Origin of the sequence: Pseudomaricurvus albidus (genome assembly GCF_018863235.1) — a bacterium.
Lineage (GTDB): Bacteria > Pseudomonadota > Gammaproteobacteria > Pseudomonadales > Cellvibrionaceae > Pseudomaricurvus > Pseudomaricurvus albidus.
This window is the reverse complement of the sequence record NZ_JAHKRS010000002.1, coordinates 229,340-241,894: the sequence shown is the minus strand read 5'-3', so window position 1 is coordinate 241,894 and position 12,555 is coordinate 229,340. Positions and strand designations below refer to the sequence as shown.

Below are 12,555 nucleotides of genomic sequence, written 5' to 3'. Positions count from 1 at the left end.
CTATGGCCACCTACGCTGTTGGAGACCTGCAAGGCTGTCTGGAACCACTGCAATGCCTGATGAAGAAGGTTCAGTTCAATCCGGACAAGGACACCTTGTGGCTGGTGGGAGACCTCATCAATCGCGGTCCGCAATCATTGGAAACCTTGCAATACCTGTACGATATGCGCGACAACGTCGTCGCAGTACTGGGCAATCACGACCTGCATCTGCTGGCTGTGGCCTATGGCCATCGACTGCCATCGGACAGTGACACTCTGGATGACATCCTCATCACCAAGCACAGTGAAACCCTGTTCGACTGGCTGCGCCAGTGTCCACTGATCCACCATGACAGCAAGCTGGGGTTTACCATGGTGCACGCGGGCATTCCCCCGCAATGGAGTCTGCGCAAAGCGTTGAAACGCGCTAAAGAAGTGGAAACGGTATTAAAGAGCGACCAGTTCGACCACTTCCTTGCCAAGATGTATGGCAATCAGCCCGCCATCTGGAGCCGCTACCTGAAAGGGCCGGATCGCTTGCGTATCATCACCAACTATTTTACCCGCATGCGTTTTTGCGACAGCAAGGGTCGACTGGAACTGCAGGCCAAAAGCGGGATTAACAATGCCCCCAAAGGCTATGCGCCCTGGTTTTCCCATCCCAAACGCAAAACCCGCAAGGACAAAATCATTTTTGGCCACTGGGCGGCACTGGAAGGCTACACCGGGGTGGACAACGTCTACGCGCTGGATTCCGGCTGTGTCTGGGGCGGTCATATGACCATGTTCTGCCTGGAGGACGAGCAGTACTATTACTGCGATTGCTAGGCAGATCACACTCTGAAGCGTCGAGACGGCAAGGATAAGCACCAAGCTTAGCCTGCCGTCCAATTGAGCTGCTGCCGGATTGTGGTAGAATCTCGGCCAAATTTACTCACCAGTGGAATCCAGATCATGAGCTACGATCAAGTCTCAGCCGGTAAAGACCTGCCAAACGACATCAACGTTATTATTGAAATCCCTCTCAACGGCGACCCCATCAAGTACGAAGTGGACAAGGATTCCGGTGAAATCTTTGTAGACCGCATGTTGGGCACTGCCATGCACTACCCTGCCAACTACGGCTACGTCCCCCACACCCTGTGTGGTGATGGCGACCCGGTTGATGTCATGGTCGTTATGCCTCTGGCCGTGGTGCCTGGTGCCGTTATTCGCTGTCGTCCTGTTGGCGTGCTGAAAATGACCGACGACGGCGGTGAAGATGCCAAAATCGTTGCCGTACCACACGAGAAAGTCACTCCGCTGTACAAAGACGTGCAGGACATCTCTGACCTGCCAGAGCTGACCCTGAACCAGATTTCTCACTTCTTCCAGCACTACAAAGATCTGGAACCTGGCAAGTGGGTAAAAATTGAGGGCTGGGGCAACGCCGAAGAAGCTCGCAAAGAGATCAACGACGCTGTGGCCAACTATCAGAAAGGTTAATTGTCTGACGCATACGTCGTGAACAAAAAAGCCGCTCATTGAGCGGCTTTTTTATTGTCTGCCCGGTAATCAATCTTCTTTGATTGACAGCCCGCTGGTGTCCGGGGGTGGCGGAGGTTCATCTCCCCTGAGCTGTCCCATATCACTGCCTACCGGCGCGATATCGACCTCCGGCACTGCGACTTCAATCAGCGGCAAGCTCTGCTTTTCATCCTCGTGCAACAGATCGTCACCCAGCTCACTGAGGCCATAATCTGCCACCTGCACACTCACCGGCTCAACGACAAAACGCTCATTGTCATCCACCAGATCGCCCTCCTGAGGACGCAATGTCATCTGGCTGATGTCCACTACCACCTCGGGCAGCTCTTCTTTTTCTACCCCCTCCAACAGCTCTGCGCCAACCGGGGCCAGGGTAAATCCGGTGTCATCGCTCTCGGTGGAAATACTCACCTGAGGTGCAGCCCGCTCAGTTTCTTTCCTGGCATGTGCCTCCTGCTGCTCACGTTCGGCCTCCTGAGCCGCTAAACGCTGCTGCAGGGTCATCGGTTGCTCTGCCGGTGATTTTGCCTTCGCGGACGGAACTGTTTTTTTCCGGGCAGGCTTTTTCTTACCAATCTTGCCCGCTTCAGCCAGCTGCACATCGGCACCGGCACTTTTTAAGACCGCCTGGTACTTTTCCGCCGTCGTCTGATCCAGATTCTTCTTCAACGCTACCGCGCCCCCAACAAACAGGGCATCAATCCTGGCCATATCCGCTTTGAACAGCTTGGCCATGTTCGCCTTGACGTCCAGCAGTTGGTGACCTGGAGCAATGTCTCCACGGAAAATCACATCAAACAAAGGCTGATCAGACTGAGTCATAGGTTTTGGGAATTTCGGCTTAGAAAGTTAGTTTTGTTTGCTACTTTTGCCGCATGTCGCAAATATCATTGCGACAAACGCAGCTCGATCATAGCACCGCCTGTAGGCAAAATCCTACACGGAAATCAGCGATTGACTACTGGCGCAAAGGAAATAAGTCACTCATAATATAAAGGTTAAGGATATAAACACCACCGAACATAACTCTCACGGAATGAATCAAGTTATGCCAAGCTCCCACTGCAACTGCACGACCCTGGTCATTGGCGACCAGCGGATCAAGATCACAGCGATCTCACAAAAGATTGCTAACGACATCAGCTATTTGGAAAAACGCATTGCCACGCTCACTGCGCAAGCAACTCCAAATACCGTCATTCTGAAAACCTACGAAGACATGCTCGACAGTCGTCTCTCGGTGCTGGGCTGGCTCACCAGTTACCAGCCCCAACCGGAACTGGCCTGTTAGCCGCAAACAGCGCGACCCATGTACTGAAGCCACAGAAGGACAGGAAGTCTAATGAAAAAGAGTAGAAGACATCAACGGAGCCTGGGGCTCTCCGATCAGGAAGCCACCAGTCTGCATATGGTCAATCAGCTTCGAACCGAAATCCAGACACTGGACAAGCGCATTGCGCAACTGCAGCAGGATACCCAGCCCGATCTGGATATGGTGAGGCATCTTAGTGGCCTGATGCACAGCCGCCAATCAGTATTGAACTGGATGCAGCTCAGAAACAACCAGCTGTAAGGGAAGATCATCAGTCTCCCAGCTGATGATCCATATCCAGCGCAGGCTCCTGACACCGTGGGCGACCAACAATTTTGGCAGGTACCCCCGCGACGGTAGTGTGCGCTGGCACGGATTCAAGCACCACACTGCCAGCACCAATTTTGGCACCTTCACCAATGGTGATCCCCCCCAAAATCTTCGCCCCCGCACTGATCAATACCCCGCGACCAATTTTCGGATGACGATCCCCACCCTGACAGCCCGAGCCGCCCAGCGTGACTGAATGCAGCATCGACACGTCGTCGCAAATGACCGCAGTCTCTCCCACCACCACACCAGTAGCGTGGTCGATCATGATTCCCTTGCCGATGGTGGCTCCGGGATGAATATCGACACCGAAAGCCTGAGAAATCTGATTTTGCAGGTATAAAGCCAGCGATTTCCGACCGCGCAACCACAGCCAGTGGCTCACTCGCTGCGCCTGCAAGGCGTGATACCCCTTGAAATACAGAAACGGCATGGTGAATTTATCACAGGCGGCATCGCGATCCTTGTATGCCTTGATGTCGGCACGCATGGCCTCACCGATCGTCGGATCAGACGCCAGCGCCTCTTCAAAGACTTCCCGCACGGTCATAGCCTGCACGGTTGAACTGTCGAGCTTGTTCGCCATGTGGAAACTGATCGCCGCCTCAAAACTCTCATGTTTGAGAATCGACGCATGATAGTAGCTCGCCAGCATGGGCTCATCGCGGCTGGACGCTTCCGCCTCGGCACGTATTGCCTGCCAGATAAAGTCTTCCGCTTCGCCGGCAGCCAGATTTGCCGCCGTTACATCCTGAGCCATCACCTAACCCTCCTGCGTCCGAGCGCAAGCTCTGCCGCCCCTGGAAGACTGCAAGCCCGATACTCACGCGATTCATGTGTTCATTGAGTTAATTGTAACCAGCTTGGCAACGGTTAGCACCCATCCGGGAATGTCAGGCAGGCTCCAGTTGCACATATCGGCGGTAGATATCGTCCGCATGGCGCTGAATTTCGCCCGATAACGGCCAGGCGCCACTCGCCAGCAATTGCTGAAAAACCTCCGCATCGAACAGGGCCTGATATCGCTGCGCCACTGGGCGATAGCTGATGTGCCAGGGCTCCGGTGCAACCGCCCCCAAATCCCGCGCATACGGGTGGAAAAAACCCTCGGCTTCACCCTCTTCAATCAGCGTATCGAGCCACTGACGAAACAGGCCAAATGGTCCCGAGGGGGCGTACTCTTCCGGCACCAGTTGCAGGCGGTAATCGTCATCGACCGCGGCGGCGTCGTAAACATCCAGATCCGAGCCCCAGTGATGGCGGGAAGCACCGGGCAACGCCGACCAGCGCAAGATCGCCCAGAGCAGCTGCTCGTCACTGAGCGCCCTGGGATCAAGCGGTTTGCCGTCGACGCCGAATACCGGGCGTTTGCCAGCGGCCTTTTGCTGCCAGATATGCTGCTGCCGATCAAAGCCCCGAAAACTGCTGGCAATGGCCAGCTCAAAGCCCGCCTGACGAGCCTTGTCCCGCAGGCGCAGGAATGGTTTCAGAGCATCCGCATGAATCAACACCTGGGCACCATGCTCGCTCTCTCGGCTATTGCAGGACACAAGATGGGACTCGGTCTGACCGGTCAACTCGGCAAAGAGTTCACCGCTCAGGGGACTGGACTCATTTCTCATAAATAACTCACAACTCACTTACAGCGACAGAGCAGATTTGCCATCAACCGGGAAGCATGTATTATAACGGTACGACCTATGAGTCGAAGAGTGCATAAATACAATAAATACTCAATTTGGGGACTCGCCGTTGTGACCGACCGTCATAGTGATTTGCTCCAGCTCAAGAATCTCGGAGCCGCCTCCGTCAATATCCTGCACGCCATTGGCGTCAATTCTTATGCTGACCTGAACAACATGGGGCCTGTCGAGGCTTACATTCGCATAAAAAACCGGGGAATACACGTTTCGAAAGTGATGCTGTACGCACTTCAAGGTGCATTATTGGGCATTCACTGGAACGACCTTGAACCCAGTGTCAAACAGCGTCTGATTGAAGATGCGGCTGCGCAGGAAGAAAAGAACTCACAGCCCTCCTGATCCGTTGACCATTTAAGCCAATTCGTGCCCAGAATACCTGGGTGCAACCTCACTACCTCACTCTTTGATCCTTCATTGTGCCTTTATGTGCCAATCATTTTACAAATGATAATCATTACCATTGACAACTCAAGTGAGAGATATTATTATTCTCACATCGTTTCTTCGGAGGCGGTTGGGTTTAGGTCTCATGACCTTCTCTCCTAAACAGGCTAATCACGGTTGTTAGGCCACCCACTGGGTGGCCTTTTTTTTGACTGAATTTTCACTTCTTTACCTCTGCGGAAGGCATCACTCCATTGATTTTTTCGGCCCTGGCACAGATCTTAAAGGGCAGTTATTTCCCTTTATTACCGGAGTATCATCTGTGTTGCGGATTGGTTTATTTTTACTGACAAACCTTGCGGTTATCTTTGTTGCCAGTATCACCCTGAATCTTCTGGGGGTCGGCTCCTATCTGGAAAGCACCGGCGGAGGTCTCAACCTCACCAACCTGTTGGTGTTTTGTGCGGTGTTTGGTTTCAGCGGTTCGCTGATCTCACTGTTTTTGTCCAAGTTTATGGCCAAAATGAGTACCCGGACTCAGGTCATTGAGCGCCCACAAACCCCGGAAGAAGCCTGGTTGATGCAAACCGTGGCCGAACTGTCTGAGAAAGCCGGCATCAAAATGCCTGAAGTGGGTATTTTCCCGGCACAGGAATCCAACGCCTTTGCCACCGGCTGGAGCCGCAATAAAGCTCTGGTGGCTGTGAGTGCCGGTCTGATGCAACGATTCAATCGCGATGAAGTGAGGGCGGTGCTGGCTCACGAGATTGGCCACGTCGCCAACGGCGATATGGTGACCCTGTCGCTGATTCAGGGGGTGATCAACACGTTTGTGATGTTCTTTGCCCGCATCATCGGCCATACGGTGGATCGGGTGGTATTCAAGAATGAAGAGGGCCACGGCATCGCCTTCTATATTGTGACCTTTGTCTCCGAAATGATTCTGGCGGTTCTGGCGTCCATCATCGTCATGAAGTTTTCCCGCTACCGTGAATTCCGCGCCGATGAAGCCGGAGCCAATCTGGCCGGTCGCGACGCCATGATCAATGCCCTGCGTCGCCTGCAGATGGAAGTCGAAGCCCAGGTGCCCAGTTCCATGCCGGACAGCATCTACGCCTTTGGCATCAGCGGCGGCTTTAAACAGCAGATGTCCAAGCTGTTCTCCAGCCACCCACCTCTGCCTGAGCGCATCGCGGCTCTTCAAGCGGCATAAGGGTGATTTTCCTGTGCGCTCTGGAAGAGCTGACCAACTACTACAGCAAGGGCTTTTCCTTCGATGAAGAGTCCATCTTTGTGGTTCGCCAGAACGACAAGGTCTACGCCTACCGCAACAGCTGCCCCCATTTGGGGATCCAGCTGGAGTGGCAGGCGGATCGGTTTCTCGATCTGGAAGGGGAACTGATTCAATGCTCGACCCACGGAGCCCTGTTTACCATTCAGGAAGGCTTCTGTGTTTCCGGCCCCTGCAGTGGCCAGTCTCTGGAGGCACTGAAGGTAGACATCCGGGACGGTCAGGTGTGGGTCGACGTCTAGACTGAGGCCAACTGGTCTCAGATCACCACCGGCAAAGGGCGACGCAGAACGATTTCCTCGGCGCTCAAATCCGCCTGATAGGCATAAACTTCCACACCCTTGGCCGCCACTTCTCGCAGGGTATTGGCGTACTCCGGATCGATTTCCACGGCTGGCGACACTGTTTCAATACCGCTGTGCTGGACACAGAACAGCAGCACCGCGCGCTGCCCCTGCTCTACCATCAACGCCAGTTCCCGCAAATGCTTGGTGCCGCGGGTACTCACTGAATCCGGAAACAGTCCCTGTCCCCCCTCTTCCCATAGCGTGACGTTCTTCACCTCTACGTAGCAGTCGGGCTCACCCTCCCGTCCCGACAGAAAAATATCAATGCGGCTGCGCTCTTCGCCGTAGCGCACTTCAGTTTTCAGCTGCGGGTAGCCCTGCAACTCCGCAATGACGCCCTGTTCGATGGCCTCTGCCACCAGGGCATTGGCTCGCCCGGTATTCACACCCGCCAGATGCCCCGCGGGCGTAGTGGCGATCTCCCAGGTATTGGGGTACTTGCGCTTGGGGTTATCGGATGTGGAGAACCAGCAGGGGCTGCCCTCCGCCAGACACGCCCTCATGGAACCGGTGTTGGGGCAGTGGATCGTGATTTCGCTGCCATCCGCCAGACGCACATCCGCCAGAAAGCGTTTATAGCGCTTCAGCAGGGTTCCCTGCTCCAGTTTGGGCTGACACTGCATGGTGAATTCTCCCGGAAATGATACTTGAGACACTATTTTCTGGCCCACAGTGTATGGATTGACCGGGAAACTGCAATTCGGATGATTCAAATGACAAGAAGGCCGCCTTGCCATGAAAATGAAGTTGACAGGACCTCCCGGGAGTAGCAGTATCCGCGCCCGATCAAGTGAGCCTTATAAAGGTCCCCAAGCGCTAAAAAACCGCTGGCGAGCTTTGTGGATATCTGCTAGCTTGCTCGGTCTGGCTGGAATGGCCATCGGATCTGGGTTCCATAACCCAAGTAAAAATAATTGGACGTTACCACGAGGCGCACAAACGATGCCTAAGAGCTCTAAAACCACCGAAAGCATTACTCTGAGAGGGTTCACCCCTTACAAAGAGAAAAAAGGTGAGGAGTACATGAACGATGCCCAGAAGGCGCACTTCCGGGGATTGTTGCAAACATGGAAAACCGAGTTAATGGAAGAAGTCGACCGCACCGTGTCTCATATGAAAGACGAAGCGGCGAACTTTCCCGACCCGGCCGATCGGGCCAGCCAGGAAGAGGAATTCAGCCTGGAGCTGAGAACCCGTGATCGCGAGCGCAAACTGATCAAGAAAATCGACAGTACCATGCAGCTGATCGACGATGACGAGTATGGCTATTGCGATACCTGTGGCGTAGAAATCGGCATCCGACGCCTGGAAGCTCGCCCCACTGCAACCCAGTGTATCGACTGCAAAACCCTTGATGAGATCAAGGAAAAACAAGTCGGCGGCTAATCCCGCGAGATGAAAAAAAGGCGCTTTTGGCGCCTTTTTTATGTCTGCGAATTGTACCTCTCATATGCCTCCAGATACCTCCCCCCCAAACAACGGTTACGTTGGTCGCTTTGCTCCATCCCCCACCGGTGAACTGCATGAGGGCTCACTGCTGACCGCCGTGGCTTCCTATCTGGATGCCCGCAGACATCAGGGGCAGTGGCTGGTGCGCATGGAGGATCTGGACCCTCCCCGCGAACAGGCCGGAGCTGCCGACAGCATCCTCCGCTGCCTGCAAGCCCACGAGCTGCACTGGGACGGCGCTGTAATGTACCAGAGCCAGCGTCAGGCAGCGTATCAGGAAGCGCTGGAACAACTGGGCCAGCAAGGGCTGACCTATCCCTGCAACTGCACCCGCCAGCGACTCAAATCCCTGCCCCAGGCGCCCGCTTACGATGGTCACTGCCGCCGGCATCCACCCCAGCGCCCCCCCTACGCCATCCGCGTACAAATCCCCGAGTCTCCGGCAAACCCAATCTGTTTTGTGGACGGGTTTCAGGGACCACAGCGGGAGGATCTGGCAAAAACTGTGGGGGACTTTGTGATCCTGCGCAAAGACGGACTGTTTGCCTACCAGCTGGCGGTTGTGGTCGACGACATTGCCCAGGGTATCACCCACATCCTGCGCGGCAGTGACCTGCTCGACTCCAGTGGCCGTCAGCGCTATCTGTTTGAGCGCCTCGGCCATCAACCGCCGCACATGGCGCACCTGCCGGTGATCGTCAACGGCAAGGGCCAGAAGCTGAGCAAACAGACCTTTGCCGAACCGCTCAAACCGGAACGGGCCGCGGACAACCTGCTGTTGGCGCTGCAACGGCTGGGCCTGAATCCCCCCCAGAAGCGGGATAACAATTGCGAAGAATTGCTGCAATGGGGCATCGAGCACTGGGACCCCAGCCGAGTCCCCGGCGGGATGGTTATCCCCCAGTAAGGCCACCAGGGATGATCTTTCATTGCCTGTACCCGGCAGCCTTGCCATAATTGCCCTGCCTGCGCTCTCGCCAAAAACATACAGACAAATAACATACGCACGTGACGCCGGCCTGCAACCCAATACCCGCTCCGCCATCGCGGCCCAAGCCATCACTAGGGTGAACGTTTTAGCTTATGCACAATCAACGATTGCTGGTTCTGTTTCTCCTGATTGCGTACATCTTTTCGCCGACCTTGTTCACCTGGATGATCAACCCCGAAGGCGCCTGGTACCGTCCCTACATTATCTGGGTGATGCTGATTGTGGCCGCCTACATTTTCCACAAACGAAAGCACACCAATGACCTTTGATATTTTTGAAATTGCCCTGATCAGTATTGCCTATCTGGTGGTGCTGTTTGGCATCGCGTTCAGCGCAGACAAAGGCCTTATTCCGCAAAAGATTGTACGCCATCCGATTATTTATATTTTGGCGCTGGGTATCTTTGCCAGTGCCTGGGCCTACTACGGGGTGATCGATCTGGCCTTCCAGTTTGGATACGGTGCGCTCGCCTATTATCTGGGCACCGGCGCCCTGTTCCTGTTCGCCCCTGTGGCTATCGCTCCGCTGGCGCAGCTGGCGCGGCGCTTCCAAATCAGCAGCCTGGCGGACCTGCTGGTGTTTCGCTACCACAGTCAGGCGGTCGGGGTGATGACCACCGCCTGTATGCTTTTGGCCTCACTGCCCCTTCTGGCGCTGCAGATTCAGGCCATTGCAGACACCCTGCAAATTCTGACCTTTCGCAACTCAGAACCACTGCCAGCCCTGCTGAGCAACTGGAGCTTCCGCGAAGTGATGGCACTGGCCTACTGCATTGTGCTGGTGATCTTTACCATTCTGTTTGGCTCCAACCGCGAGAATCACCCCGGCCTGATCGTCGCCATGGCGTTTGAGACTCTGGTGAAAGTCATCGCCTTCTGTGCCATTGGCCTGTTTGCCGTCTACGGTGTGTTTGGTGGTATGGACGGTCTGGATCAATGGCTGTTCGACTATCCGGAGAATCTCGAGCTGCTGCATTCCCCGATCAAGGATTCCTCCTCGCACACCCTGCTGCTGGTGTTTCTGGCGACCGCCGTTGCCATGCCACATATTTTCCATATGAGTGTGGTGGAAAGTCCTTTGCACCAGACCACCTCGACCCTGAGCTGGGCCTTTCCGCTGTTCTTGCTGCTGATGGCACTGCCCATTTTCCCCATCCTTTGGGCCGGTTTTGAACTGGGTGTGCCGCTGCCCGCACAGTACTTCACCCTCGGCATTCCCATGGCCGCAGAGTCCCCATCCTTGACGATTCTGGCGTTCCTCGGCGGCTTGTCAGCCGCTACCGGCGCGATGATCTCGCTGGGTCTGGCGCTCAGCACCATGCTACTCAACCAGTGGATTCTGCCCGCCACTCGCCTGGAGCGCGGTGAGAATCTCTACCGGCAACTGTTGTGGCTGCGGCGGATCATCATTTTTACCGTGTTTGCGCTGGGCTATGCCTTTTACCAGATCCTCAATAACCACCTCAGTCTGACCCACCTCGCGCTGATGGCCTTTATTGAAACCCTGCAATTCCTGCCCGGTATCTTTGCCGTGGCCTACTGGCCCACGGCCAACAGCCGCGGGTTTCTCACCGGCCTGAGTCTGGGCAGTCTGGTGTGGCTGGTAGCGCTGTTTGTGCCCGCGCTGACCGGCATCAACCATCTGCCGATTCCGGGCACGGAATACATCCTGCCACTGGGCATTGAACACTGGAGCAACATCACCCTGATTTCACTGGGTCTGAACGTCAGTGCCTTTGTGTTTCTCTCGCTGATCATCAAACCCAGCGTTGAAGAACACTACAGTGCCGAGCTCTGCGCCGAGGACGAACTCAGCCATCCACTGCGAATGATTCTCGACGTTCACTCCGCCGGCGAATTCACCGAGCGCCTCTCCAGCAGCCTGGGGAAAACCACCGCGCGCAAGGAAGTGAAAAAAGCCATGGATGAGCTGAACATCAGCGTTCACGACCGCCGGCCCTATGCCCTGCGCCGCCTTCGCAACAAGCTCGAGGCCAACCTCTCCGGGCTGATGGGCACCGCCATGGCCGCGGACATTCTCAACCGCAACATTCACTACCACCTGCCGGAGGCCAAAGGCACTGCGGACATCAACCTGATTGAAAGCCGCCTGACCCAGTACCGCAGCCACCTCACCGGTCTGGCGGCAGAACTGAACAACCTGCGCCTCTACCACCGCAATACACTGGAAGAATTGCCGATGGCGGCCTGCTCACTGGGGCAGGATATGGAAATCCTGATGTGGAACCACGCCATGCAACAGCTCACCGGCATCTCGGCAGAATCAGTGGCAGGCTCGCAACTGGAAGATCTGCAAACCCCTTGGCGCGAAGTGCTCAAGGGCTTTTCCGCCAGTCCGATTCTGCACCTGCACAAGCAGCAACTGAATCTGGATGATGGCCCCCACTGGATCAGCCTGCACAAGGCCACCATTGCCGGCCCCGTCGCCAATATTGCAGACGGTCAGGTGATCCTGCTGGAAGACATGACCGAAACCCAATTGCTGGAGCAGGAATTGGTTCACAGTGAGCGACTGGCATCCGTGGGTCGACTGGCTGCCGGGGTCGCCCATGAAATCGGCAACCCGATTACCGGTATCGCCTGCCTGGCCCAGAACCTGAAATACGAAACCGATGACCCCGAGGCCGCACTGGAAACGGCCGAGCAGATTCTCAGCCAGACCAATCGGGTGAGCCGAATCGTCCAGTCGCTGGTGAGCTTCTCCCATACCGGCCAGCAGGAAAAAGCCGAGTTTATGGACGTCAGCCTGCGCGATTGCGCCGAGGAAGCGATCCAGCTGTTGTCACTGCAGAAAGAAAAGACACAGGTGCAGTTTACCAATCTGTTACCTGACGACCTGAATTTGCGAGCGGACTCACAGCGCCTGATACAGGTTTTCATTAACTTGCTGTCAAACGCCCGCGACGCCAGTCCTCAGGACAGCGAAATCCGCATTGAAGGCGAGCTGCAGGGCGATGTGGTGATCTTTACGGTCACCGATGAAGGCAGCGGCATCCCGCCGGAGCACCAGGCACGGGTGCTGGAGCCATTCTTTACCAGCAAGGAACCCGGCGAGGGTACCGGACTTGGACTGGCCATGGTCTACAGCATCGTCGAGGAACACGAGGGCCAGCTGGAATTGATCAGCCCGGTGCCCGGGCAACTGAATGGCACACAAATTCGCATAAAATTACCACGGCAACTTGAAACTCAAGGCGAGTAAGGTAACACTAGGCAGCCT

The 12,555-nt window shown here is 55.6% G+C and carries 15 protein-coding genes; 11 read left to right on the top strand and 4 right to left on the bottom strand.

Annotated elements, in window-relative coordinates:
- Window positions 1-2 precede the first annotated feature (2 nt).
- Entirely contained in the window at window positions 3-809 is an 807-nt protein-coding gene (locus KOI40_RS04460) for a symmetrical bis(5'-nucleosyl)-tetraphosphatase (RefSeq protein ID WP_216096261.1), read from the top strand.
- A 126-nt stretch (window positions 810-935) separates the two neighbouring features.
- Entirely contained in the window at window positions 936-1,466 is a 531-nt protein-coding gene (gene ppa, locus KOI40_RS04455) for an inorganic diphosphatase (RefSeq protein WP_216096260.1), read from the top strand.
- Window positions 1,467-1,535: 69 nt separating this feature from the next.
- Here the strand turns inward: ppa and KOI40_RS04450 are convergent, their stop codons facing one another.
- Window positions 1,536-2,330 carry a hypothetical protein gene (locus KOI40_RS04450; RefSeq protein WP_216096259.1) on the bottom strand — a complete coding sequence of 265 codons (795 nt, stop codon included), beginning with the start codon at window positions 2,328-2,330 and terminating at the stop codon, window positions 1,536-1,538.
- A gap of 226 nt (window positions 2,331-2,556) precedes the next feature.
- Between KOI40_RS04450 and KOI40_RS04445 the strand changes: the two genes are divergently transcribed.
- Both KOI40_RS04445 and KOI40_RS04440 read left to right on the top strand, forming a co-directional pair.
- Window positions 2,557-2,799 carry a hypothetical protein gene (locus KOI40_RS04445; protein ID WP_216096258.1) on the top strand — a complete coding sequence of 81 codons (243 nt, stop codon included), beginning with the start codon at window positions 2,557-2,559 and terminating at the stop codon, window positions 2,797-2,799.
- Window positions 2,800-2,850: 51 nt separating this feature from the next.
- Window positions 2,851-3,081, top strand: coding sequence for a hypothetical protein (locus tag KOI40_RS04440; RefSeq protein WP_216096257.1), 231 nt, complete (start codon window positions 2,851-2,853; stop codon window positions 3,079-3,081).
- A gap of 10 nt (window positions 3,082-3,091) precedes the next feature.
- Here the strand turns inward: KOI40_RS04440 and cysE are convergent, their stop codons facing one another.
- Both cysE and KOI40_RS04430 read right to left on the bottom strand, forming a co-directional pair.
- Window positions 3,092-3,910, bottom strand: coding sequence for a serine O-acetyltransferase (gene cysE / locus KOI40_RS04435; protein ID WP_216096256.1), 819 nt, complete (start codon window positions 3,908-3,910; stop codon window positions 3,092-3,094).
- Between the two features lie 133 nt (window positions 3,911-4,043).
- Window positions 4,044-4,772 carry a M15 family metallopeptidase gene (locus KOI40_RS04430; protein ID WP_216096255.1) on the bottom strand — a complete coding sequence of 243 codons (729 nt, stop codon included), beginning with the start codon at window positions 4,770-4,772 and terminating at the stop codon, window positions 4,044-4,046.
- A 132-nt stretch (window positions 4,773-4,904) separates the two neighbouring features.
- On the opposite strand from KOI40_RS04430, the gene KOI40_RS04425 reads away from it, so the two are divergent.
- The 3 genes from KOI40_RS04425 (at window position 4,905) to KOI40_RS04415 (ending at window position 6,770) form a co-directional block, all read left to right on the top strand.
- Window positions 4,905-5,192 (top strand): TfoX/Sxy family protein, encoded by a 288-nt coding sequence (locus KOI40_RS04425; protein ID WP_369413147.1) that lies wholly within the window; start codon window positions 4,905-4,907, stop codon window positions 5,190-5,192.
- Between the two features lie 367 nt (window positions 5,193-5,559).
- Window positions 5,560-6,450 carry a protease HtpX gene (gene htpX, locus KOI40_RS04420; protein WP_369413146.1) on the top strand — a complete coding sequence of 297 codons (891 nt, stop codon included), beginning with the start codon at window positions 5,560-5,562 and terminating at the stop codon, window positions 6,448-6,450.
- A gap of 2 nt (window positions 6,451-6,452) precedes the next feature.
- Entirely contained in the window at window positions 6,453-6,770 is a 318-nt protein-coding gene (locus KOI40_RS04415) for a Rieske (2Fe-2S) protein (RefSeq protein ID WP_369413145.1), read from the top strand.
- 17 nt (window positions 6,771-6,787) lie between these two features.
- On the opposite strand, the gene sfsA is transcribed toward KOI40_RS04415, so the two are convergent.
- A complete protein-coding gene (gene sfsA / locus KOI40_RS04410; protein ID WP_216096648.1) occupies window positions 6,788-7,498 on the bottom strand; it encodes a DNA/RNA nuclease SfsA in 711 nt (236 codons plus the stop codon).
- Between the two features lie 319 nt (window positions 7,499-7,817).
- Here sfsA and dksA point away from each other — a divergent pair, with 319 nt between their 5' ends.
- From dksA to KOI40_RS04390, 4 genes are all read left to right on the top strand, one after another.
- Complete coding sequence (gene dksA, locus KOI40_RS04405; RefSeq protein WP_216096254.1) at window positions 7,818-8,261, top strand: RNA polymerase-binding protein DksA; 444 nt, start codon at window positions 7,818-7,820, stop codon at window positions 8,259-8,261.
- 40 nt (window positions 8,262-8,301) lie between these two features.
- Window positions 8,302-9,231 carry a tRNA glutamyl-Q(34) synthetase GluQRS gene (gluQRS, locus tag KOI40_RS04400; RefSeq protein WP_233710008.1) on the top strand — a complete coding sequence of 310 codons (930 nt, stop codon included), beginning with the start codon at window positions 8,302-8,304 and terminating at the stop codon, window positions 9,229-9,231.
- 176 nt (window positions 9,232-9,407) lie between these two features.
- Window positions 9,408-9,584 (top strand): hypothetical protein, encoded by a 177-nt coding sequence (locus KOI40_RS04395; RefSeq protein ID WP_216096253.1) that lies wholly within the window; start codon window positions 9,408-9,410, stop codon window positions 9,582-9,584.
- The gene (locus KOI40_RS04390) at window positions 9,574-12,537 is read left to right on the top strand and encodes an ATP-binding protein (RefSeq protein WP_216096252.1); all 2,964 of its coding nucleotides are present in this window, start codon (window positions 9,574-9,576) and stop codon (window positions 12,535-12,537) included. Before KOI40_RS04395 ends, KOI40_RS04390 begins: the two co-directional genes overlap by 11 nt.
- The last annotated feature ends 18 nt before the right edge of the window (window positions 12,538-12,555 follow it).